Source organism: Streptomyces specialis, assembly GCF_001493375.1.
Taxonomy (GTDB): domain Bacteria; phylum Actinomycetota; class Actinomycetes; order Streptomycetales; family Streptomycetaceae; genus Streptomyces; species Streptomyces specialis.
Map to the genome: position 1 here is coordinate 1 of NZ_LN929894.1, position 23,448 is coordinate 23,448.

At 73.1% G+C, this 23,448-nt stretch carries 18 protein-coding genes and 1 pseudogene; 8 read left to right on the plus strand and 11 right to left on the minus strand.

Translation table 11 applies throughout. From position 1 onward, the window contains the following. A pseudogene (locus tag BN2279_RS12070) lies at positions 1–234 on the plus strand (CDP-alcohol phosphatidyltransferase family protein); the annotation flags it as partial. Here the strand turns inward: BN2279_RS12070 and BN2279_RS12075 are convergent. Continuing rightward, complete coding sequence (locus tag BN2279_RS12075; RefSeq protein ID WP_059008779.1) at positions 150–620, minus strand: FAD synthase family protein; 471 nt, start codon at positions 618–620, stop codon at positions 150–152. The pseudogene BN2279_RS12070 and the gene BN2279_RS12075 overlap by 85 nt on opposite strands. 184 nt (positions 621–804) lie before the next feature. On the opposite strand from BN2279_RS12075, the gene BN2279_RS12080 reads away from it, so the two are divergent. From BN2279_RS12080 to BN2279_RS29895, 3 genes are read left to right on the plus strand one after another with little or no spacing between them, the layout of a single operon-like run. Then, entirely contained in the window at positions 805–2,079 is a 1,275-nt protein-coding gene (locus BN2279_RS12080; protein ID WP_059008780.1) for a glycosyltransferase, read from the plus strand. Then, the gene (locus BN2279_RS12085; RefSeq protein WP_059008782.1) at positions 2,076–3,911 is read left to right on the plus strand and encodes a hypothetical protein; all 1,836 of its coding nucleotides are present in this window, start codon (positions 2,076–2,078) and stop codon (positions 3,909–3,911) included. Before BN2279_RS12080 ends, BN2279_RS12085 begins: the two co-directional genes overlap by 4 nt. Next, entirely contained in the window at positions 3,908–5,125 is a 1,218-nt protein-coding gene (locus BN2279_RS29895) for an MATE family efflux transporter (protein ID WP_104531015.1), read from the plus strand. The genes BN2279_RS12085 and BN2279_RS29895 overlap by 4 nt, the downstream gene beginning before the upstream one ends. A 43-nt stretch (positions 5,126–5,168) precedes the next feature. On the opposite strand, the gene BN2279_RS12095 is transcribed toward BN2279_RS29895, so the two are convergent. The 3 genes from BN2279_RS12095 to BN2279_RS12105 form a co-directional block, all read right to left on the minus strand. Next, positions 5,169–5,969, minus strand: coding sequence for a GNAT family N-acetyltransferase (locus BN2279_RS12095; protein WP_059008783.1), 801 nt, complete (start codon positions 5,967–5,969; stop codon positions 5,169–5,171). Positions 5,970–6,043: 74 nt separating this feature from the next. Further along, positions 6,044–7,000, minus strand: coding sequence for a M28 family peptidase (locus BN2279_RS12100; protein WP_407702232.1), 957 nt, complete (start codon positions 6,998–7,000; stop codon positions 6,044–6,046). Between the two features lie 43 nt (positions 7,001–7,043). Next, on the minus strand, positions 7,044–8,510 hold the full coding sequence (locus BN2279_RS12105; RefSeq protein WP_234347781.1) for an O-antigen polymerase: 1,467 nt from the start codon (positions 8,508–8,510) through the stop codon (positions 7,044–7,046). A gap of 240 nt (positions 8,511–8,750) precedes the next feature. On the opposite strand from BN2279_RS12105, the gene BN2279_RS12110 reads away from it, so the two are divergent. The 3 genes from BN2279_RS12110 (at position 8,751) to BN2279_RS12120 (ending at position 13,239) form a co-directional block, all read left to right on the plus strand. After that, positions 8,751–10,301, plus strand: coding sequence for a substrate-binding domain-containing protein (locus BN2279_RS12110; protein ID WP_059008785.1), 1,551 nt, complete (start codon positions 8,751–8,753; stop codon positions 10,299–10,301). Between the two features lie 149 nt (positions 10,302–10,450). After that, the gene (locus BN2279_RS12115) at positions 10,451–11,263 is read left to right on the plus strand and encodes an MOSC domain-containing protein (protein WP_059008787.1); all 813 of its coding nucleotides are present in this window, start codon (positions 10,451–10,453) and stop codon (positions 11,261–11,263) included. Between the two features lie 209 nt (positions 11,264–11,472). Next, positions 11,473–13,239 (plus strand): SpoIIE family protein phosphatase, encoded by a 1,767-nt coding sequence (locus tag BN2279_RS12120; RefSeq protein ID WP_059008789.1) that lies wholly within the window; start codon positions 11,473–11,475, stop codon positions 13,237–13,239. 25 nt (positions 13,240–13,264) lie between these two features. Here BN2279_RS12120 and BN2279_RS12125 read toward each other — a convergent pair whose 3' ends face one another. The 3 genes from BN2279_RS12125 to BN2279_RS12135 all read right to left on the minus strand — a co-directional run bounded on the left by BN2279_RS12125 (position 13,265) and on the right by BN2279_RS12135 (position 16,676). Beyond that, positions 13,265–14,539, minus strand: coding sequence for an amidohydrolase family protein (locus BN2279_RS12125; protein WP_059008791.1), 1,275 nt, complete (start codon positions 14,537–14,539; stop codon positions 13,265–13,267). A 126-nt stretch (positions 14,540–14,665) separates the two neighbouring features. After that, complete coding sequence (locus BN2279_RS12130; protein WP_059008793.1) at positions 14,666–15,580, minus strand: alpha/beta hydrolase family protein; 915 nt, start codon at positions 15,578–15,580, stop codon at positions 14,666–14,668. 199 nt (positions 15,581–15,779) lie between these two features. Continuing rightward, positions 15,780–16,676: an SCO6745 family protein gene (locus tag BN2279_RS12135; protein ID WP_059008796.1), complete on the minus strand. Its 897-nt coding sequence runs from the start codon at positions 16,674–16,676 to the stop codon at positions 15,780–15,782. A gap of 202 nt (positions 16,677–16,878) precedes the next feature. On the opposite strand from BN2279_RS12135, the gene BN2279_RS12140 reads away from it, so the two are divergent. Continuing rightward, on the plus strand, positions 16,879–18,018 hold the full coding sequence (locus tag BN2279_RS12140) for a glycosyltransferase (RefSeq protein WP_059008797.1): 1,140 nt from the start codon (positions 16,879–16,881) through the stop codon (positions 18,016–18,018). 60 nt (positions 18,019–18,078) lie between these two features. Here the strand turns inward: BN2279_RS12140 and BN2279_RS12145 are convergent, their stop codons facing one another. The 4 genes from BN2279_RS12145 to gmd all read right to left on the minus strand — a co-directional run bounded on the left by BN2279_RS12145 (position 18,079) and on the right by gmd (position 23,409). Next, positions 18,079–18,921 (minus strand): glycosyltransferase family 2 protein, encoded by an 843-nt coding sequence (locus BN2279_RS12145; RefSeq protein ID WP_059008799.1) that lies wholly within the window; start codon positions 18,919–18,921, stop codon positions 18,079–18,081. A gap of 76 nt (positions 18,922–18,997) precedes the next feature. Further along, positions 18,998–19,477 carry a hypothetical protein gene (locus tag BN2279_RS29330; RefSeq protein WP_059008801.1) on the minus strand — a complete coding sequence of 160 codons (480 nt, stop codon included), beginning with the start codon at positions 19,475–19,477 and terminating at the stop codon, positions 18,998–19,000. Then, positions 19,477–22,278, minus strand: a complete 2,802-nt coding sequence (locus tag BN2279_RS12155; protein WP_079032160.1) for a LamG-like jellyroll fold domain-containing protein — start codon at positions 22,276–22,278, stop codon at positions 19,477–19,479. The genes BN2279_RS29330 and BN2279_RS12155 overlap by 1 nt, the downstream gene beginning before the upstream one ends. A gap of 117 nt (positions 22,279–22,395) precedes the next feature. After that, positions 22,396–23,409: a GDP-mannose 4,6-dehydratase gene (gene gmd, locus BN2279_RS12160; RefSeq protein WP_059008803.1), complete on the minus strand. Its 1,014-nt coding sequence runs from the start codon at positions 23,407–23,409 to the stop codon at positions 22,396–22,398. Between the last annotated feature and the right edge of the window lie 39 nt (positions 23,410–23,448).

Sequence of the window (23,448 nt, forward strand, 5' to 3'; positions counted from 1 at the left end):
CCCGCCCGCCCCGGTGCACCCGCCGCGCCCCCCTCGCGGGTGCGGGCCGTCGCGCTGCTGCCGGTCGACTACGGCGTGCTGTGCGCCGTGTTCGTCCTCCTCGGCAGCGAACGCGCCTTCCGGTTCGGCTACCTGGTGCTGTGCGCGGTCTACGTGCTCTTCTGCGCCGCGTTCTCGGTGAAGTGGTTCCGCGAGCTCTCGGCCCTCAACGCGTCGAGCGCGCCCCTGAGCTGAGTGCTGGACGTGTGCACGGTGTAGGGGAAGTAGACGATCTCCACGCCCACCGTCGCGAAGTCCCGCTCCAGCTTGTCCCCCTTGGCGGTGCCCCGCCAGTCGTCGCCCTTGAACAGGACGTCGAAACGGACCTGCTGCCAGGTGTCCAGCTTGTCCGGGACCGTCTCCACGAACGCCGCGTCCACGTACCGGATGCTGCGGACGATCTCCAGCCGCTCCACGAGCGGGATCACCGGCGGGCGCCCCTTCGCCAGCTCGGCCATCTCGTCGGAGACGACGCCCGCGACCAGGTAGTCGCATCTGCTTCTCGCGTGTCTGAGCACGTTGAGGTGCCCCACATGGAAGAGGTCGTAGACCCCCGGCGCGTAACCTACAGTGTGCGGCATATGCCCGAACCCCCCACTGGTCCCCGGCCCGTCCGGACCTTCGGCTCATGAGCTGATGAACGAAAACCATAACGCCCGATCGACGGCGGGGGAGGTCCGCATGCTGACACGCGGTGGAGTTCTGCCGATAGGCTGGATACTCATCGCTGTCGGGGGAGGCGTATCGAGGGGGAGGAGTATCACCATGCGCGACGACACGCCACGCTCCGGCGGCGAACGACTGCTGCTCGTGTCCACGAACTACGCGCCCGAGCAGGCCGGTATAGGCCCGTACGCGACGCAGATCGCCGAGCACTTCGCGGCGGAGCGCGGTGCCGAGGTGCACGTGCTCGCCGGCATGCCGCACTACCCGGCCTGGCGTGTGGACCCCGCGTACCGGGGGAAGTGGCGTGTCCGCGACGAGCGCGCCGGGGTGCTCGTGCACCGAAGACGCCACTCCGTTCCCGCCCGCCAGACGGCCGCCCGCCGCGCCCTGTACGAGGCGTCGATCCTCGCCCACGGCCTGCTCGCGCCCCCGCGCATATCCCGCCCCGACGCCGTGCTGGCCCAGGTGCCGAGCCTGGCCGGCGGAGTGCTCGCGGGCCGTCTCGCCCGCCGGTACGGAGTTCCGTATGTACCCGTCGTGCAGGACCTGATGGGCGCCGCCGCCGAGCAGAGCGGCATCAGCGGCGGCGGCCGGGCCGCGTCCGCCGCGTCCGCCGTGGAACGCCGCATGCTGCGCGGCGCCACGCTCGTCGGCATCATCCACGAGACCTTCCGCGCGCGCGTGCGCGCGCTCGGCGTGCCCGAGGACCGCATCCGCCTGGTGCCCAACTGGTCGCACGTCAGCGGCCCCTCGGTGCCGCGCGAGAAGACCCGCGCCCGGCTGGGATGGCCGCCCGGCCAGACCGTGCTGCTGCACTCGGGGAACATGGGCCTCAAGCAGGGCCTCGAAGTCCTGGTCGAGACCGCCCGCCACGCGCCCGAGCTGCGCGTCGTGCTGATGGGCGAGGGCAGCCAGCGCGCGCGGCTGGCCGAGCTGGCCGCCGGAGTGCCCAACATCGAGTTCCTGCCGCCCGCCGACACCGAGGACTTCCCCGATGTCCTGGCCGCGGCCGACGCGCTCGTCGTCACCCAGCGGGCCGCCGTCCTCGACATGAGCGTGCCGTCCAAGCTCACCTCCTACTTCGCCGCCGGCCGGCCCGTCATCGCCTCGGTCGCCGCGGGCGGCGGCACCGCGCAGGAGATCCAACGCTCCGACGCCGGCCGGCTGGTCCCGCCGGAGGACCCCGCCGCCCTGGCCACCGCCGCCCGCGAGCTGGCCGCCGACCCCGCCGCCGCCGACGCCATCGGGGCCAGGGGCGCCGGGTACGCCCGCGACCACCTGTCCCGCGAGGCGGGGCTGGCCCGTGTCACCGCACTGCTCGACGAGGCGCTGGCCCTGGCCGGGCGGCCCGTCCGGAAGGGAAGAGACGCATGAGCGCCGCGCGCGAGGACGGCCGCGGCTTCGCCGGCCAGGGCGGCCCCTCCGGGCACCCCTACGACGAGCCCGACCTGCTGCGCGACCAGTTCCGCCAGTTGCTGCGCTACCGGCTGCTGATCATCTGCGGCATCCTGGTCGGCCTGGCCGGCGGCGGCTGGCTCGGTGTGAGCAGCAACGACACGTACATCGCCACCAGCGAGATCACCGTCCGCATCCCCACGGCCGACCCGCTGGCCGAGACGACCGCCGTCGACCGCGTCGTGATGGGCTCCGAGCGCCGCACCGCCGTCAGCAACCTGGTCGCCCAGCTCGCCGCCGAGGCACTCGGCGTCCCCACCGACCGGGCCAAGGGGCTCAAGAGCGGCCTCCAGGTCACCAATCCGCCCAACACCGAGGTGCTGCGCTTCGCGTACTCGGCGGACGACCCGGACGTGGCCGCCGAGCGGGCCAACGCCTTCGTCGACGCCTACCTCCAGAACCGCGAGAACGACGCCCTGGCCAGCCTCCAGCGCACCATCGACTCCTACGAGCAGCAGCGCGAGCCGCTGCTGGAGCGCCGCGCCGAGCTGGAGGACCGCCTCGCGGTCAGCCTGGAGGGCACCACCGGCTACGACCGGACCATCGCCGACCTGTCGGGCGTCAACGACGAGATCTCCGACATCAACGCCAACATCGCCGCCCTCCAGGCCCTGGACACCAGCGGCGGCCAGGTCATCACCGAGGCCACCCCGCCCGGCAGCCCCTCCGGCCCCGGCCTGCCGCTGCTGCTCGGCCTCGGCTATCTCGTCGGTATCGGCATCGGGCTGCTCGCCGCCTGGGTCCGGCTGGTGTTCGACCCCACCGTCCGCTCCTCGGGCGACGTGACCCGCGCCCTGCGCGCCCCCGTCCTCGGCGTCCTGCCCCGCACCGGGCGCGGCCCCCCCGACCAGCTCCTCGCGGAGGGCAGGCTGGCGGAGGAGTACCGCTCGGTCGCGTTCCGCCTCGCCTACGACGAGACGTTCGCCCAGCGCCGCCGCCTGTTGGTGGTCGCGCCGCGCGGCAGCATCGGGACGCCGCTGGCCGCGTCGGTCAACCTCACGGCCGCCTTCGCCGAGATGGGCATGGACGCCCTGCTCGTCGAGGCCGACCTGCGCACCCCCACCCTCACCGACCAGCTCCGGCACGCCGACGGCGTCCGCCCCGGCTGGGCCAGCTCGCCCGGCGGCGTGGACGGCGGCTGGCCGGCCGGCATGCGCGTGCCGATAGACGCGGGCGAGTCCGGGATCTTCGACCTGGTCCCGGGCCGCCGGGTGCGGAACGTGCCGCGCGCCCTGACCTCCCCGGCCGCCACCCAGCTCATCGCGCACGCCGACACCAAGGGCTCGGTCGTCGTCGTCCTCGCCCCCGCCGTCCTGTCCTACGCCGACGCCATCGCGCTCATCGACCGCGTCGACGGCGTACTCGTCGTCTGCGACCCCAGCCAGGTCCGCCGCGACGACCTCGCCCGTGTGCGGGAGCTGGTCGTCGGCGCCGGCGGCATCCTGCTCGGCGCGGTGCTGCACTCCTGGGGCAGCGGCAGCGGCGAACTCCAGCAGCACGGGGGCGAGACCGCCGGCCCCGCCACGACCGGGCTCGTCGCCGGGCCCCCCGGCGGCCGGGCCGCGGCGCGGGCGCGCGCCGCCGACGACCGGATCAGGTACCGCGACGCCCCCGCCAGGGACCGCGAGCGGGAGCGGGAGCGCCGCGTGCCCCGCCCGCCGGACGCGGATCTGCGGGACATCGGCTCCGAGACGCTGGGTCTGCGCATCCTCGACCCCAGCGAGCTGGAAGACGGCTCCCCCCGGCAGTGAGCGGCAGACGCAACGCGGCGGCCCTGGCCTCGGTCGCCGACCAGGGTGTGGCCGCGCTCACCAACATCGCGGTCGTGGTGTGCGCGGCCCGGCAGTCCACCGCCGCCGACTTCGCCTCGTTCGCCGTCGTCTACACGGTGTTCGCGCTGCTCCTCGGCTGCGCCGGGGCGTACGTCGGCCAGGCGCTGGTGCTGCGCCGGGGGCCCGCGCCCGAGCTGCACCGGCACTGCGTGGAGTCCGGTGCGTTCACCCTGTACGCCTCGGCGGTGGTGGGCGCGGTCCTGGCCGCCGTCACCTGGCCGCTCTCCGGCGGCATGCCCGAGGGACTGACGGCGCTCGGGCTGGTGCTGCCGGTCGTGCTCACGCAGGACACCCTGCGGTACGCGTTCGCCGTGCCCGGCCGCCCGCACCTGGCGCTCGCCGCCGACACGCTGCGCTGCGCCGTCGCCGTCCCGGTCCTCGCCCTCCAGCCGTACGGCACCGGCCCGGGCCGGATGGTGCTGGCCTGGGGGCTGTCCGCGCTGCCCGCCGTGCTGCTGTCGGTGCTGCTGCTGGCCCACGTCACACGGGGCGCGGTGCGCGGTGCCCGCGCCCGCGCGCTGCTCGACCGCGGGCATCTGGGGCGCCGGTTCGCCGTGGAGTTCGGCGTCGGGAACGCGGCCTCGCAGCTCGCCATCGTCGGCCTCGGCGTCTTCGGCAACCACCTGGCGGTCGGCGCCCTGCGCGGCGCCACCACGCTCTTCGGGCCGATGAACGTGCTGTTCAACGCCGCGACCGGCTTCGGCCCGCCGTTGCTGGGCCGGGTCGGGACCCCGCACCGGCAGGCCCGCGCCGCCGCGCTGGCGGGCGGTGGACTCGCGGGCGTCGCCGCCCTGACGGCGGCCGGGCTGGCGCTGCTGCCCGACGGGCTCGGCCGTGAGCTGCTCGGCGACACGTGGGAGCCGGCGGCCGGGCTGCTGCCCGCGACCGGCAGCCAGTACGCCGCGATGGCGCTGGGCACCTGCGGTCTGCTGCTGCTGCGCGTCCTGGTGCCGCGCGCCACGCTGCCGATCCAGGTGGTGTTCTCGGCCGTCTCGGTGGCCTGCCTGATGACGGGGTACGTGGTCGGCGGCATCCAGGGCGCGGCGTGGGGTCTGTGTGTCGGCTCGGCCGCCAAGGCGGGCGCGGTCTGGCTGCGGGTCGGCCTGGAGCTGCGGACGGTCGTCAGGCACTGACCGCGTCGGCCGGCGTCGCGGCCCTCCGGGGCGGACGCCTGGCTCAGGTCCGGTGCGGGCGGACCCAGTCGTGCTGCTCGCGCACCACGGTGACCCCGGCCGACCGGTAGAGCGCCACCGCCGCGTCGTTCGTGGCCGGTGTCGCGCCGGCGACCGCGCTCGCCCCGCGCCGGGCGAGGGCCGCGCACGCGCCCAGCACGGCGTCGCGCCCGTAGCCGTGCCCGCGGTGGCCGGGACGGGTGCCGACCGGTTCGAGCAGCCCGCACCTGCCGACGCCCGCGACCCATCCGGTCGCGGCGGCGGCGGGCTCCCCGTCGGGCGTGCGCACCAGGACCTCCTCGGCCAGCCCGCCCGCCGGGGACCGCTTCATCGCGCGCCACCGTTCGACGGTGAACGTGGAGCCCTCGAACGCGGACCGCTGCACCAGCACCCGATCGGCGGCACCGGCCTCACCGACCGGCTCGGCACGGCTGGTCACCGGCCGCGGGGTCCACGCCAGGACGAGCCAGGGGGTCTCCCGGTCGGGCCGCCACCCGGGCAGGGGCAGGCCGTCGGACCAGTCGTCGCCGGGGCCGAGCAGGTCCCCGGCGTCGGCGGCGAGCGCTTCCAGGCCGGCGCCGGGCGCGGCGGTCACGCGCAGCACGGGTCCGTCGAGGAAACCGGCCGCCACCGGCACCGCGTCGTCGGTCCAGAGAAAGACGGCCGCGTCGTCGTACCGCAGATACCACCCCACGTCCCCGGGATGGAGGCCGCCGCCCGGGGCGTCGGCCGGTGTCCACGCGCACAGCGCGCGCAGCGCCGGGCCGGTTCCGGCGGGGGACAGGCGGTGCCGCGCGAGGACCATGGACGGAACGCTAGCCAGCGCGCCGGAGTGTGGCGACGGCTTTTCCGACCGGCCGGGAACCGGCCGGGGCGCGGTCAGGCAGTGAGTTCCCACACCGCGTGGGCCAGGGCGTCGGCGGTGCGGTCGAGGGCGGTGTCGGAGACGTTGGCGGTGTCGTCGCACACCCGGTGGTAGCAGGGGTCGAACGGTTCGCCCGCGGTGCCGCCCCACCGGTCGGCCTGCTCCTCGGTCATGGCGAGCCCGGCGCCGGTGAACAGGCCACTGACCGGGATGTCCGCGGCGAGGAACGGGGCGTGGTCGCTGCGGCCGGACATCTCGTGGGCCGGTTCGGTGGCGATGCCGCGCGTGTCGAACCAGTTGGTGAGGACGGTGGCCAGCGCCGGGTCGTCGTCGTACACGAAGTACCCGGCGTTGGCGGAGCCCACCATGTCGGTGTTGAGGTAGCCGGTGACGGCGGCGCGAGCGCCGTCGTCCAGGCCGTCCACGTAGTGCCCGGAGCCGACCATGCCCAGCTCCTCGGCGCCCCACCAGGCGAACCGCACCCCCGCCCCCGGCCGGGCGCCGGTCCCGGCGAGGGTCAGCGCCAGTTCCAGCAGGACGGCCGCGCCGGAGCCGTTGTCGTTGACGCCTAGCACGCCCGGCACGCTGTCCAGGTGCGCCCCGGCCATCAGCACCTCGTCGGTGGCGGACCCCGGCCACTCGGCGATCAGGTTCCATCCGGTGGCCCCGGCGTGGGTGAACTCCTGCCGGGTCGTGGTGTACCCGGCCTCGTCCAGCAGGGCCTGGACGTGGTCCACGGCCGCCGCGTATCCCGGGCCGCCGTGGGCGCGGTCGCCGCCGTTGGCCTCGGTGAGGGCCGCCAGGTCGTTCAGGTGGGAGCGGACGTCCGCCACGTCGATGTCGGGCGCGGTCGCCGTCGCGGCGGGCCGTGGCGCGGCGGCGGTGCCGGCGGTGCCGGTGCCGGTCAGCAGGAGGCAGCCGGTCAGGACGGTGGCGGCGGCGCGGGCGGCGGGGCGGCGGAAGCGGGTCACGGCCCGCATCGTGCCGTGCCGGACCCGCGCCACGCGGCCCGCCTCACCGCAACTGCGCCCTCGGGTCCCCGCGCAGGGTGGTCACCAGGGCCAGGCAGAGCAGCGCGATCCCGATCCGGCCGGACGCCTGGAGGAGCGAGCCGCGCAGCAGGATGAAGCTGTACCCGGCGAGGACGGGGACGACGACGGCCAGCACGTTTCCCGGCGACGGGTCGTGGACCGTCCGCTGCACGTACTTGCGGTCGGTGCGGGCCGCCAGATATCCGACGCCGAGGAAACCGCCGATCATGCCGGGCGCCCCGAAGTCGAGCCACAGCTCCGCCCACAGCGGGGAGGACAGATTGGCGCTGTTGGTGCCCATCCAGCCGCCGACGAGGAACCCGGTGTCCTGCGGCTTGCCCTCCCACACGCTGCGCGGCACGAAGAACAGCGCGGCGCCCGCGACCTGCTTGCCGTACGTGTGGCCGTTGCCGTCCGCCTCGTAGGTGATGGTGTTGGCGAACATGTTCACCTGGTCGTAGTCCTTCACGACCAGGGGCTCCAGCCAGGACTGCGTCTCCACCTCCTGCCGGCCCTCCTCGTCGTAGCGGAAGCGGTCGGTGAACGGGAAGACGAGCAGCGCGAAGATCACGCCCAGCGCCAGCGCCGCCCGGTACATGACGGGGCTGCGCGGGAAGACGGTGAAGAGCAGCGCGAAGAGGACGGTGAGGAACCAGTACCGGGGGTTGGAGATCGGGTTGTTGACGATCGCGTTGATCACCAGCAGCCCGGCCCAGGGCAGCAGCACGCTCGGCCGCCGCCGCGCCGACCGCGACGTCACCATCCAGCGGGTCAGGAAGAGCAGCGCGAGCATCGCCGGGACGGTGCCGAAGCCGCGCAGCAGGGCGTTGCCCGCCTCGCCGCCGGTGGAGTCGGCCGCCTCGGCGCCGGTCGCCTCGCTGAGGCTGGCGCTGATCTCCTGGCGGCTGGCGAAGAAGACCGAGGGGCCGCCCAACTGGACGATGAGCAGCGCGCTGGCGACGTAGGCGATGGCGACCAGGATGTAGAGCCGCTGCCGGTGCACGGTGGCGGGCGGGCGGCGCCTGCCGCGCAGCGAGGGCCGGTGCCGGGCCAGCAGTGCGCCCAGGTCGAAGGCGAACAGGCCGCACAGCACGTACGCGGTCGCGAGCTGGGTGTCGCCGCGCGGGCCGAGCACGGGCGTCGGGTCGCGGCCCAGGACGCTCTGCGCGAGCGGCGCGATGCCCATCGCGAGATAGGTGAACAGCCAGAAGGAACCCTGGATCAGCCGCCGCTGCCCGGAGAGCACCATCGCGCACAGCCGGATGCCCGCGTAACCGGCGACCACGAGCTGGAGGTAGAACGTGGCGTCCCGGACGCCCTCGCCGGGCTGCGCGGCCACCGCGAGGGGCAGCACGCCGACGACTCCGGCGATCAGCGGCACCGACAGCGGCCGGGACAGCACCGCCCGCCCGGGCACCTGCCGCGCCCGCGCGGCGAAGTCCACCGCCACCGCTCCACCCCCTGCGCCTTCGTGTTCCCCCCGGCCGGACGGCCAGTCTAAGCGCCCCCCGGAACGGCCGTCGCCGCCCGCGCGCCGGGCCCTTCCGGTCTTACGGCTCAACGCCCGGTGAACACTGGCCGAAGCCTCACCGACCGGGTCCGCGACGGCGGCTCCGCCCTCGTATGTTGGCGTGCGCCCCCCACCCTTGATGATCAGTGGCGCTCGCACGAGGCGGAGGCGGATGCGGTCATGGACAACTTCCCCTGGGACGTCACCCTCGCGGTCCTCGGTATCGTCGTCCCAGTCATCGCGGCGCTCTACGAGTTCGTCCTCGTGGGCCGCAAGCGCCTCGGCTACCGCGTGCAGATGGACACCACCGCCACCGAGGAGGTCCACTCCTCGTACGCGGGCGCGCTCCAGGAGTTACGCCGCGACGACGGGACACCGCTGGCCGACCCGTCGTTCGTGCTGCTGCGCGTCGAGAACAACGGCGCCGTCCACATCGACACCAGCGACTACGCCGTCCTGGACGACGACAAGGTCGGTATCCGTGTCCGCTTCCCCGGCCGCCGGGTCGCCGGGATGGTCGTCACCGAGCTGAGCGACACCTTCCTGCGCCACTCCTTCGGCGACGGCTCCGGCCTGAGCGTCCGTGACGGGGTGATCGAACTCCCCAAGGTGCCCATGAACCGCGGCGCCCATTACAAGGTGCTGGCGGCCCTGGAACGCGCCGACGGGGCGCCGCTGCCCGACGGCGCGCGGCGTGACGCGTTCCCGGACGCCGAGATCATCGGCGGCATCAAGGGCGGGGTGGGCAACGGCGGCATCCAGGAGACCCACAGCCGCACCGGCACCTCCCGGCAGTCCGTCGCGCTGATCTGTTTCCTCGTCCTGGTCATCCTCGGCCAGCTCGGCCTCGCCCTTGGCGACGACGTCCCCGCGCCCCTGGACTGCGCGAGCGGCCACCTCACCCTCACCGGCTCCACCGCCTTCGCGCCCGTCCTGCGCGAGGCCGCCGCCGCGTACGAGGAGACGTGCCCCGACGCCCGTTTCACCATCGAGACCCAGGGCAGCGCCGCGGGTCTGCGCGACCTGGACCGGATCGGCCGCGAGGACGCCGCCGACGGCGCGGCCCGGATCACCTTCTCGGACGGCGTCAAGACCGAGGGCTACCCCCGGCTTCTGCCGCGCCCCATCGCGTTCTCCTTGTTCACCCTCGTCATCAACGAGGAGGCGGGCGTCGAGGACCTCACCCTGGATCAGGTCCGGCGGATCTACGCCGGGGAGATCACCAACTGGAGCGAGGTCAACGGCAACGACGTGCCGGTCCGCCTCGTCAGCCGCCACTCCGACTCCGGCACCCGGAAGACGTTCGAGCAGCAGGTCCTCGACGGACAGCGCGAACCCGGCGACAACTCCGACGACTGCCGCGAGGTGGCGCCCGGCGAGACCGGCGTGGTCCGCTGCCAGGTGGACTCCACCGGCGACGTCCTGGACATCGTCGCCCGCACCCCCGGCGCCCTCGGCTACAGCGCGGTCGGCGAGGCGGCCGACGCCGGGGACGGGCTGCTGCTCGTCCGGATCGACGGCCAGGAGGCGACGCTGGAGGCCGCGGACCACGGGGCGTACCCGTTCTGGGAGACCGAGTACGCCTACACCTACGGGGAGCCCGACGCCGACTCCCTGGCCGCCGGGTTCCTGCGTTACCTGACCAGCGAGGTCGGCCGGGACATCGTCCGCGCCCATGGCCACCGTCCGTGCGCCGAGCTCAGCAACCCCGTTCTGTGCCGCCCGACATGACCACCGGAGCCGTCACCGACGGCCGTTCCGCCCCGCCCGCCGGGTCCCGCGGATGATGGGGCAGGATGAGTTCATGGCGGACACTCTCTCCACGTCGTCCTTCCGGCGGGCGGGCGAGCGGTGCGCGGTGACGCTGCTGGAGGAGCGCCTTGCGCGTCGTTGAGCTGCACACCTACCCGGTCAAGGGCTGCGCGGGCGTTGCGCTGACGACCGCGACGACGACGCCCGCCGGGCTGGCCCACGACCGCGCGTTCATGATCGTGGACGCGGACGGCGTCTTCCGCACCCAGCGCCGCGATCCGCGCCTGGCGCTGATCCGCCCCCGGGTCTCCGGTGACGGCGGGGAGTTGACGCTGACGGCCGGAGGTCTTCCGGCGCTCGCCGTCCCGGTGCGGGTGACGGCGGCGCGCCGCGCGGTGCGGCTGTTCGGGACCTGGTTCACCGGCGTCGACCAGGGCGAGGCGGCGGCCGACTGGCTCACGGAGTTCATCGGTTCAACGAGCCGCCTCGTCTGCGTCCCCGAGGACCACCACCGTGTGACGGACGGCGAGACCCCCGGCACCTCCGGCTACGCGGACAGCAGCGCGGTCCACCTCACGACGCGGGTCTCGCTGGCCGCGCTCAACGACCGCATCGGCGGCGGGACCCTGCCCATGGCCCGCTTCCGCCCCAACATCGTCCTGGACGGCCCGCCCGGCGAGCCCCACGCGGAGGACCGGTTGCGCCGCCTGACGCTCGGCACGACGCGGCTCGCCTTCACCAAGACGGCGATCCGCTGCTCCGTCACGCTGGTCGACCCCGCCACCGGCCGCCGCGCCGGCCCGGAACCCCTGCGCACCCTGGCCGCCTACCGCCGCGCCCCGGAGGGCGGGGTGGCGTTCGGCGCCAAGTTCTCCGTGGTCCGGTCCGGCGAACTGTCGGTGGGGGACGAGGTGACCGCCGCCGAGTGGTGGGTACGGTGATCAACGGGCCCGGCCCGGACGTGTGAGAGGCGTCCGGGCCGGGCCCGTTGATCACCGTACCCACCACCCGGCGGCGGGCACCGCGTCCCCCACCCCTCTCTTTTCCACATCCACAAGCCCCCGAGACACGCGGAAACACCGCATGGTGGGGGGGGAAGGTGGTGTCAGCGCCACCGTGCGCGGCGAAGCGGCGAAAGAGGAGAACGGGCATGATCGCTCCGGACGCGGACGGCAGAGCCGGGCGGTCGCGTCCGCCGGAGACAAGACGGGCGCGACGCGGCCTGCCGGACCTGCCGGACCTGCCTGACCTGGGCGTTTACGTGGTGGACGACGAAGGACGGATCGTCGACGTGAACCGCCGGGCCGAGACGCTGCTGCGGCGGGACGCCGCCGATCTCCTCGGCCAGGACGCCCACGATCTGCTGCACCGGGACAGCAGCGGGCACTCCCTGCCCCGCGCCCAGTGCCCGATGATGCACGCCTTCCTCGACCGCAGGACCGTCCAGGCCGACCGGGGATGGTTCCAGCGCGGCGACGGCTCACCGCTGCCGATGGCGTGGATGGTCACCCCCTACGAGATCGGCGGGAAAGCGGCCGGCGCGATGGTGCTCTTCCACGAGACCACGTCCGCCGAGGTCACCGAGTGGGAGCGGCACGACCCCGCCGCGCCGCTGTCGGAGCTGGACCGCCTGGCCCTGCTCGCCGAGACGACGACGCTGCTCACCTCCACCCTCGACACCGACGAGGCGCTGCGGCGGCTGGTCCGGCTGGTGGTGCCGCGCCTGGCGGACTGGGCGGTGGTGGACCTGATCACCGAGCACGGCGAGGTCTGGCGCACCGCCGTGGTGGGCCACGACAACGGCGTCCTGGCGCCCCGGGAGGATCTCCAGGGGCCGATGCCGCCCGTTCCGCCGGAGTCCCCGATGCCCCTGTCGCGGGCGCTGCGCGGCGCCGCCTCGACGCTGGCCGGGCCGGAGAACTACCAGGGCCCCCCGGACTCGGGCATCGCGGTCGCGCAGGCGGAGCTGTTCCGGGCGACGGGCATGCACTCCGCCGCCATCGCGCCGATCCGCGGTCTGCGGGAGGTCATCGGCGCGCTGACGCTGGGCCGCTCCGGGCCGTCCGGCGCGTTCGGCGGCGTGGAGCTGTCGCTGCTCAACGACATCTGCCGCCGCGCGGGACTGGCGCTGGACAACGCGCGCCTGTACCAGCGGCAGCGCCGGGTCGCCGAGACGATGCAGCGCCATCTGCTGCCGCAGCTCCCGGACGTGCCGGGCCTGGAGATGACCGCGCGCTATGTGCCCGCGCCGCAGGCGTCACAGGTCGGCGGCGACTGGTACGACGCGTTCGTCCTGCCCAACGGGGTGACCGCCCTGGCGATCGGCGACGTGGTCGGGCACGACCTCGACGCGGCGGCCGGCATGGCGCAAGTGCGCAACATGCTGCGGGCCCACGCCTGGTCCCACGGGGAGCCCCCCAGCTCGATCGTCGAACGGCTCGAACAGTCCGTGGTGCACCTGGCCGAGGCGTCGCTGGCCACGCTGGTCTTCGGCCAGTTGGAGCAGCTCACGGACGGGACGTGGCAGCTCCGCTGGACCAACGCGGGGCACCCGCCGCCGCTGCTGATCGAGGCCGCGGGGCAGTCCCGTTTCCTCGACGCCGGGGCCGGTCTGCTGCTCGGCACCGGCATAGCCGCGGTCCGCACCGACGCGGTCGTGTGCCTGCCGCCCCTGGCGACCCTGGTCTTCTACACCGACGGCCTGGTCGAGTCACCCGGCCGCTCGATCGACGAGGGCCTGGCGCGCCTGCGCCGGCACGCCGCCGCGCTGGCGCACCGCCCGCTGGACACGTTCTGCGACCTGCTCCTCGACCGCGTCCGGCCGGTCGCCAACGAGGACGACGTCGCCCTGCTCGCCCTCCGCATCCCCGTCCCCGGCGGTACCCCGTCCCTCCGGCCCGGGACCGGCCGGGCCTGACAGGGCGCGGCGCCGTTCGGGGCCGTCAGCCGTGTCGGCCACGAGCCGTGGCCCCGGCCCGGCCGGTGAGGGCTTCGGAGCGGTACTCCCAGCCGGCCCTGACGAGCCGGTGGCGCAGGTCGGGGCCGCCGCCGGTGTGGGCGCAGACCCAGTCGAGTTCGTCGTCCAGGGTGATGCCGAAGAGGCCGGGGTCGTCGGTGGAGACGACGAACGGGAGGCCGGCGGCCAGGAACCGGTGCACCGGGTGGCGGGCGGGGTCGGTGATGCCCGCGATCCTGCGGTTCGACGTCGGGCAGACCTCGATGACCGCGCCGGAGGCACGGACCCGGCCCATCGCGAACTCCTGGCGGCGGCCCACCTCTTCGAGCCGCGCGGTGTCGTAGGCGACGGTGACCGTCGCGGTGGCGGGCAGCGCCGCGAGCCGGGCGAGTTCCGCGCGCAGGGCGGGCGGATCGACGGGGACCCCGTGGGCGCGCAGGGCCTCGCCGTGGCGGAGGTCGTAGGCGATCTGGTCCCGCCGCTCGGCCACGGACTCCTCGCGGGTGTGCGTACCGAACAGGCGGGGATCGACGCCCAGCGCGATGGCGTGGCCCAGGCGGTGCGCCCCGGCCTCGGCGGCCTCCTGCACCCACCGCACGGCGCTCTCCAGGCTCTTGTCGGTGAAGCTCTCGCCCACGTGGTAGAGGATGGCCAGCGCGCGTTCGGGGTGGACGGCGTTGAAGTCCCGTACGGCGGAGAAGAACGCGGCCTTGTCCTTCGGCGGCCGGCCTTCCTCGACGCCGCAGAAGTCGATGCCGGTCAGCGCGTGCCCGTGCGGGCCGAGCGCCAGTTCCCTGACGTGTTCCCAGCCCGTCCAGGGGTCCTGGCGGTCGAGGGTGATGGCGAAGCGCTCGATCACGCTCGTGCCGCTGCCGCCGGACAGCGCCGGCAGCATGTCGGCACTGATCCTCAACTCCGCGTACGCCAGGCCCTGTCGCGCCTGATCGGCGCGGATGCCCGCGGCGAGGTCCGTGACGTCGGTCGGCGTCACCCACAGCAGATTGGCCTTGGCCTGGAACCGGGCGAACGTCCCGGCGTCGTCGTCGCCGAACACGAAGAGCTTCTCGAAGTCCGCCTCCGCTCCGGCGTCTCCGCGCCGGTACCGCTCGACCACCTCCCGGGTGGGCGGCACGGCCCCGTAGGCGGCGGCCATCTCCGTCTCGTACCAGTCCCACAGCACGCGGTCTCCCGCGGCGAGGCGGCGCAGGTGGTCCGCCGGACGGACACAGCCGTGGAAATGCAGGTGCGATTCGCTCAGCACGCGCCCACCCTCACACCCGACGGCCGCGGCGGGCAACGGATTTCCGCGCGCGACCGCGGTAACACGGGCGCCCGGCCCGGACGTGTGAGAGGCGTCCGGGCCGGGCGTGCGAGGGGGTGGTGCGGGTCAGGAGCCGGGGCAGGAGCTGCGGGATTCCTCGACCGCGCTGCTGGGTGCGGGGGGCGGGCAGAGGAACTGCTCGTAGCGGGTGTCGTTGTCGATGTACCGCTTGGCGAAGGCGAGGGTGTACTGGCCGATGGTGGGGTCGTAGCTGGTGGGGGTGAGGTGGTCGGCCGGTGCGTTCAGCTCGATGTAGAACCGCTCCTGGGCGGAGGTGAGGGTGTTGTAGAACGGTTCGGCGTGGTCCTCGACCTCGGTGACGGTGTCGTTCTCGGCGCCGAAGATCATGGTGGGAACCGTGACCCAGGACCAGTTCTTCCAGGTGTGGTACGGGGTCAGGGGTATGGACGCCTGGAGGCTGGGGCGCAGGTAGGACGCGCGCAGGGCACCGCCGCCGCCCATGGAGTGACCGGCCACCGCCAGGCGGTTGGGGTCGATCCGGCTGCGCACGGAGCTGGTCTGCGTCAGGTAGTCCAGCGCGTCCAGCAACTGCTCACCACGGGCGTTCGGCTGGTCGTAGTTGGTGTTCTCCACATCGATGGTGAACACCACGAAGCCGTTGGACGCCAGCAGGCGGCCGTACCAGGCGATCGAGTTCTGGTAGCCGGTGTAGCCCGGCGAGATCGCGATGGCGCCGAACGTGCCCTGGCTGGTGTCCGTCGGGTAGTAGATCGTCCCACCGTCGTACGTCGCCTGGTCGGGCACGGTCACCGTGGCGTACGCGAACGGCCCCTCCTGGGCCTGGAGCGAGGCCAGGGTCGGGTCCGGCCCACGCCGGTACTCCTGTTCGGCCGCGGCTGCGGTGCCGGAGAGGGCGGGAAGGGTCGCCACGCCCAGCAGAGCGGAGGCGGCGGCGATGCAGGCCAGGACGGTTCTGGACCGCAGCCCGAGAACGCGGCGGCCTCGCGTCCGGTGTCGCATAGTGAACTCCCTTGTTCCATGCTGGTGTTCGAGGGTGTGTCCCACCAGGAGGCCGGAGGCATATGCCACGGGCATCCCGGGCGGGTCGAGGACACTGTCCATCACCGGCACGGGAACGCGGAACTGTCGCGTTGGTTGTGTACCTAATGTGCCCGTGGACGCCGGGTGCCGCCCGCACCCGGCGTCGCGCGGGCGTCACTCAGGGGCGCGGCACACCGATCGGATTGGGCATCGGGATCACGCCGCTGTCGATCAGATGGCGGCTCAGCGGCACCGCGAGCCGGATCGCCTCCTCCACGCCCTCGCGGCCGAGGTGCGTCACGGGTTCGGCGGCCAGGCGGTCGGTGTCCTCCTCGACCGTCAGGCGCAACGCGTGGCCGCGCTCGGTGAGTCCGCCGTCCGCGTCGAGCAGCCCTCTGGCGGCGAGCCGTTCACGGGCGCGGTCCCACTCCTCGTCGGTCCAGCCCCGGCTGGTCTGGATGACGTCCCGCGCGACATCGCCCGTCGCCACATGCGTCATCCCGGCCTCGACCCCGTTCAGGCCCGCGTGCACCAGCGCCACCACATGCCCGTCGCCCCGGTGTTCGCGCAGCACGGTCGCCGCCAGCCACAGCCGTCCGACCAGCGCGGCGGGCCGGGGCACCGAGGCCCAGGCGGCGGCCAGCGCCCGCCCCTCGTAGCCGCAGCCCTGCACGGCGCGCTCCAACAGGACGACCAGCCGTTCCAGTTCCGGCGGTTCGACGGGCGGAAGCGTCCGTTCCAGCGCCGCCTGAGCGGCCTCCATGTGGCCGCGCAGGATCTTCTCCGGCGCGGCGAACGACCAGGCGTCGGGCAGCGCGCGGCTCACGCGGCGCGGCGGGAACGCGAAGAACAGCGCCTGCGCCGCGCCCGGCCCCAGCGGCCCGGCCGGGGCGACGCGGCCCGCGAAGTACCCCATCCACCAGCCCTTGAGCCCGTTGGCGCGCGCCGCCTCGGCGGGTTCGGACGCGAAGTACACCACCGCGTGAATCGGCTCGATCGCCTTCCACAGCCGCCTGGCGAGCGTGTCGGTCCCGGCCACGTTCTCGCACCACCCTTCCGTCCTCGCGGGTGCCATGAAGGACACATCATCCGACGGCCGCCCCCGGAACGGGAGTGGGCCTTCGGCGCTGTCGGGGGGTGAGACTCCCCACAGCCGGCCGGCGGCCCGGGGCGTCCGCGCCGACCGGGGGGCACGAATCGGTCTCGAATGCCCGCGCGACCTGAGATCATCGTGCGAGCACACCGTAACGTTGGGGTGCCGGAGGAGGGGAGCGGTCGTGAAGGTGCTGCATGTGGTGACGCTGCACACGCCGACGCACGAGTTCGGGGGGCCCACGCGGGTCGCCCTGAATCTGTGCCGGGGGCTGCGCGAGCGCGGGGAGCAGGCGGTGCTCGTCGCCCTGGGCGACGGGTTCGACGAGGGACGGATGCCGCGGGACGTGGACGGCGTGCCCGTGCGGCTGTTCCAGGCGCGCCACGTGCTGCCGCGATTCGAGGTCAGCGGTATCACCTCGCCCGAACTGCTCGCCCGTGCCTGGTCGTTCGTCCGGTCGGCGGACGTCGTGCACGTCCACCTCATGCGGGACCTGATCACGCTGCCCATCGCGCTGCTGGCCCTCCGGGCCGGAACGCCGCTGGTGCTCCAGACCCACGGCATGGTCGACCCCACCGAGAAGCGGGTCGCGCAGCTCGTGGACGCGCTGGGGGTGCGGCGCGTGCTGCGGAAGGCCGACGCGGTGCTCTGCCTCACCGATCGCGAACTGCGGGAGACCGCCGAGGTGGTGGCGCCCGAGCCGATCGCGCCGCAGTTCCGGCTCGTCAACGGGGTCGCCGCACAGGAGAAGCGCCGGGTCACGGCCGGCCCGCCGACCGTGCTGTATCTGGCGCGCGTGCAGGCGGGGAAGCGGCCGGAGGACTTCGTCGGGGCGATGCCCGCCGTCCTGGAGCGCCACCCGGACGCCCGGTTCGTGCTCGCCGGGCCCGACACCGGCGCGCTGGAATCCACGCTGGCCAGGGCCGAGGCGCTGGGGGTGCGCGGTTCGCTGCGCTACGTGGGGGCGCTGGACGGCGACGAGGTGATGGAACAGCTCCGCGCCGCCGACGTGTTCGTGCTGCCGTCCATCCAGGACGCGTTCTCGGTGTCCGTGCTGGAGTCGATGTCCGTGGGCACGCCCGTGGTGGTGACGGCCACCACCGGCCTGGCGCCCGACGTCGAACGGGCGGGCGCCGGGCGGGTCGTGGCGAGCGTGCCCGACGCCGACAACGGGCCGCTGGTCGCGGGCGCCGTGCTGGAACTGCTCGACCGGGAGACCAACGAGAGGGCCTCCCGCGCCGCGTTCGATCTGGTGCGGGAGAGCTTCACCATCGAGAGCGTGCTCGACACGCTGCTCGGCGTCTACGCGCGCCTGCGGGCGTGACGGTGTCGTGCGCGCTCACCGTTCCCACCCCTTCCCGGAACGGTGGGCGCGCACCGACGCCTACGAGGGTGACGACCAACCGCCGCGCATCTCCCGGGCCTTGAGCCCGATCTGCCAGCGGTAGAAGCTCATCGCCAGCGCGTAGTCCAGCCCGGCCCGGCCGTCGAGGAAGCCCCGGCGGTAGACGTAGGCGTAGGCGAACGACACCAGCGGCTTCAGCGGCGCGCGGTGGAAGAGCTGGCCCTGCCGGGTCTTGGCGGTCCGTATCTGCTCCCGCGCCTCGGGGTGCTCCTCCAGCCACGCCTCCCAGTCCGAGTACCGGTTGTGCCGGTCGAACCAGGTGCGGACCGGGTCGAGGTCCATGTGCTCGATCGGGGCGTCCAGCCGGTACACCGGATCGGCCAACGGCTGGTAGTGGCCCTCCTGTTCACCCATGCCGGGGGCGTCCAGGTCGTCCGGCTCGGGGAACCGGGCCCGCGTGCGGTCCAGCAGCGCGCGCTTGACGATGGTGTAGCCGTGCCGCAGCCGCTTCCCGCCGAACCAGTAGCCCAGCGGTATGTCGAACGCGGCCGGCTTGACCGGCCGGCCGTCCAGGAAGATGCGCCGCAACTCCGCCAGGAGTTCCTCGCTGGGCATCTCGTCACCGTCGATGAACAGCATCCACGGGATGTCGGGACGTACGTGGTCGAGGCACCACTGCTTCTTCTTGGGGTACTTGCCGTCCCACGTGTAGGGGACGACCTCCGCGCCCTCGGCCTTGGCGAGGGCGCGGGTGTCGTCCGTGCTGTCGGAGTCGACGACGACCACGGCCACGAAGTGATCGATGACCGAACGCACCGTGGTGGTGATGTTGGCAGCCTCGTTCTTGGTCGGTATCGCCACCACGATCGGTAGACGGGTCACGCTTCTCCTCGTGCGGTTGTTCGCGTTGACTGGGGGCTCATCGACTGGGGCTGACGTGCTCGAAGTGCCTGCCGGGTCACCCGGACTCGGCGAGCAGGTCGGCGTATTCGGGACACAGGTGCTCGACGGCGGCCTCGGCGTCCGGGATCTCGCCCTCGTTCAGGGCGTCGGCCACCCCTTCGGGGTCGTGCCGCTCCAGGTAGCCGAGCCGGTCGCATGCCTCCTGGCCGAGCCCCAGGATGGCCGCGGGATCCGCGCCCGCCGGCACCCGGTCCGTCAGGTACTCCCGCTGCTCTTCGGTGAACTCGCCCTCGGGGGGCGTCAGTTCGTCGGTGGGGACGGTGTCCTCGGGAATGCCGTCGTCGGTGGGCTCGCCGCTGCCGCCGTCCTCGCCCTCGATCGAGGGGGAGGCGGCGGGGTCGGCCGCCTCGGCCGGGTCGTCGCTCCCGCCGCTGCAGGCGGAGGCCGACAGGGCCAGCAGCGCCGCCGCCGCGGCGGCCGTGAAGGCCGCCGCGGCACGGGATGCCCGCGCGGGACGCGTCAGGCGAAGGTGCATCAGGGTGCTCCGAAGGTCAGCAGAAGCTGGGGACGGTAGCTCGCGGTTGAGTACTCACCGGACCACAGCCACAGGCTGTCGGTGCCGGTGCTGGTCAGCGCCATGTCGTACTGGGTGCCCAGGGCCGATCTGATGGTGTTGAGATCGAGCTGGACGCTGTGCGAACCGCCCGGTGTGTCCGGCGCGTTGAGGGTGCCCAGCACCGTACTGCCCAGCGCCGGGCGTGTCGCGTACGTGGTGCCGGTCTCCGTCCAGGCCCCGTCGATCGGCACGACGGTGAAGTCGTCCACCGATCCGGCGACCGAGTCGCTGCTCACCCGCACCCGGAGCGCCGCGCTCTTCAGCACCTGACCCGGCGGGGCCGACGGCAGGGTGAAGTTGAGGTAGCTCTCGTACGCCGACGAGCCGCGGACCGCGAGTTGCGTGTTGTTCCCGTAGTTGGCGCTGGCCGCCGCGCCGTTCACATAGGTGTCGGCGGTCGGCTCGACCGTGGTGACCGTGTCGGTCGGGGCCGTCGCCGCCGCGTAGTGGGCGGCGATGCGCGACTGGGAGAGCTGCGTGCCGTAGACGGCGACCTCGTCGATCTGGCCGGCGAAGAAGTCGCTGGTCGGCCGGTTGGGCCAGCCCAGCAGGCTGTCGCCGCCCACGCGCCAGTAACTCGTCGCGTTGCGGGCCGAGGTGGTCAGGATGCTGCTGGCGACCTGCTGCCCGTCCACGTACAGCCGCATCCCGTTGGCGCCGACGGTGGCGGCGACGTGGTGCCACTGGCCGTCGTTGTACGAACGGGGGCTGGTGATCGTCCGGTACGTGGTGTTGTACAGGCCGAACGTCAGACGCCCGTCGTTGAGCATGTAGATCTTGTTGTCGCGGGTCGTGCTCTCCTCCAGGGTGCGGTTGCCCTGGCCGATGAGCTGGCCGCCGGAGGTGGTCGAGGTCTTGAACCACGTCTCCAGGGTCAGCCGTGTCACACCCGAGTAGATCCGGTCGCTGTAGGTGTACGCGTCCTCGCCGTCGTAGGCGATGCCGGTGGCGTCCAGGCCGGGCACGGCCGGCGGGGTCACGCCGCGCGTCGGGCCGCCCCGGTGGACACCGCCGCTGTTGTTGCCGGAGGAGTCGGAGGCGAAGGTGTTGGCCGGCTCGTTGAACTGCCAGTACAGCAGCGGGTTGTCGGCGCGGACCGCGTTGGCGTACGGCTGGCCGCTGCTCGCCGCGGTGATGGTGACCGGCGTGGACAGCGCGCTGGTGTTGCCGGCCGCGTCGGTGGCGGTCACCCGGTAGGTGTGGGACTCGCCGGCCGTGACGTCGGTGTCGGTGTAAGTCATCTGGGTCCGCACCCACGGCAGCGAGGAGGCGTCCACGGTGTGGACCGGGGTGGTGCCGCCGTCGCGGTAGACCCGGTAGGTCAGCTTGCTGTCGTCCAGGTCGAGGCTGGGCCGCCAGGTGAAGTCGATCCGGCCGGGGACCAGGCTGGTGGCGTGCGTCTCCGGCGTCGAGGGGGTCTCGGTGTCGGGCGCGCTGGCGAACCGGGTGAGGCCCCACTGCGCCTCGCCGTTGACGGTGGTGAAGCCGCCGCCGATCCACAGGAAGTCGCGGTCGTCGGACGGGTGGTCGGTGGTCAGCGCCATCACGCGCGGGCCGATCGCCTCACCGAGACCGTCGTTGGTGTTGGGGAACCAGCTCAGCTTCGTCTGGTTCGTCACGTCCTGCGCGAACATGTGGTAGCGCGACTGGTTGGGGAACTCGCCCATGGAGGAGCAGTCGTGCGCGTGGTGCACGCTGTACAGGGCGCCGTTGTAGGGCAGCACGTCCTGGGTGGCGCCCAGGCAGGTGTCCCGCCAGCGTTCGTTGAAGTCGCTCAGGTTGAACGCCGTCCGGCCGTCGAACACGCCGCCGCCGGTGCCCTCGTTGCCCGTGTAGAAGCTGGTCGAGTCGACGGCGATGGCCTGCACGGTCGAGTTGGTGTGGAAGAACCCCACCGGGTACGTGCGGACGTTGGCGCCGGTGGAGGCGCTCACGATGGCCAGCGCGTGCGAGTCGGCGCCGTTCATGCGGAAGAAGTCGCCGCCGAGGATGACGTTCTTGCCGTCCGGGGTGAGGGCGATGGCCTTGCCGATGTCGTCGGCGTTGGCCGTCCAGCTCAGCACGTCGCCGGAGAGGTTCACCGCGCCGAACCGGGACCGGGCCTCGCCGCTCAGCTCCGTGAAGTCGCCGCCGAGGTACACCCGGTCGGCGCCCGCCTCGATGGCGCGGACGATGCCGTTGGCCGACGTCGGGAACGACTTGCGCTCGCAGGTCGGGATGTCGAACGCCGCCAGGCTGCTGGCGCCCGAGCCGTTGACGGAGCCGAAACTGCCGCCGACGTACAGGGTGTTGCCGTCGGGCGAGACATCCAGCGCGCGCACCTGCGCGATGCCCGAGCCGATGGTGAACGACAGGTCGCAGCCCTCCACCGGTTCACCCGTCGCGGCGTCCAGGGCCGCGAAGTTGACCGCCGGCTGCTCCTGGGTGCCGGACGCGGCGCCCGGCGGGCGGATGGTGGAGAAGGTACCGCCGACGTAGACGACGCCGTCCGACTCGGCCATCGCGTAGACGATGCCGTTGGTCTGCCACGTCGGCAGCTCTTCCGCGGTCATCCCGACCGGCGGCGTGAGGGCCTCGGCGGTCGGGCCGTTGAGGACGTTCGTCCCGGCCACCACGCCCGCGGCCAGCGCCAGTACGGCGCCGACGGCCACCCCGGCCCGCAGGCCACGCCTGCGGTGTCTCCCCCGGGGCGTGCCCTCTGCTTGTCGTCGAATCCTCATCGCCTCACCCATTTCCAGCTACCCCGGGTACCCCGGACTTTCGCGCACTCGATGACCAACGGACCAGGCGGCTGGTTGTGCACTTGTTGTTACGCTTCCAACGCGAATCGGTAACGCTCATCGGTCGATCCGGACCCGCGCCCCGCTCAGTTCGGCGTCCAGCGCGGCGATGTCCGCCTCCACCATCAGTTCCGCCAGCTCACGCCAGCGCACCGCGGGCTCACAGCCGAGCAGGTCGCGCGCCTTGCTGGCGTCGCCGACCAGCGCGTCGACCTCGCTGGGCCGTTCGTACTTGGGGTCGAACAGCACATGCTCGGTCCAGTCCAGCCCGCCGGCGGTGAACGCGGCCTGGAGGAAGTCCCGCACGGTGGCGGGGACTCCGGTGGCCACGACGTAGTCGTCCGGCACGTCGCGCTGGAGCAGCCGCCACATCGACTCGACGTACTCGGGGGCGTAGCCCCAGTCGCGGACCGCGTCCAGGTTGCCCATGTACAGGCGGTCCTGGAGGCCGGCCCGGATACGGGCCCCGGCCCGGGTGATCTTCCGGGTGACGAACGTCTCGCCCCGGCGGGGCGACTCGTGGTTGAACAGGATGCCGTTGACGGCGAACATCCCGTACGCCTCGCGGTAGTTCACCGTCGACCAGTAGCTGTAGACCTTGGCGCAGCCGTACGGGCTGCGCGGGTGGAACGGCGTCTTCTCGTTCTGGGGCGGTGGGGTCGCGCCGAACATCTCCGAGGACGATGCCTGGTAGATCCTGGTGTCGATGCCGCTGGCCCGGATCGCCTCCAGCAGCCGCAGCGTGCCGAGCCCGGTCACGTCCGCGGTGTACATGGGGGCGTCGAAGGAGACCCGGACGTGCGACTGCGCGCCGAGGTTGTAGACCTCGTCGGGGCGCAGCTCGCGGAGGAGGTTGACCAGGGCGACGCCGTCGGACAGGTCGGCGTGGTGCAGCACCAGCTTCCTGCCCGGCTCCTGCGGGTCCTGGTAGATGTGGTCGATCCGTTCGGTGTTGAAGGTCGAGGAGCGGCGCACGAGGCCGTGCACCGTGTAGCCCTTCTCCATGAGCAGCTCGGCCAGGTACGACCCGTCCTGGCCGGTGACACCGGTGATCAGCGCGGTTTTACCCATGAATGATCCCCTAAATGAATCTGGTGTGGTCATTGTGTG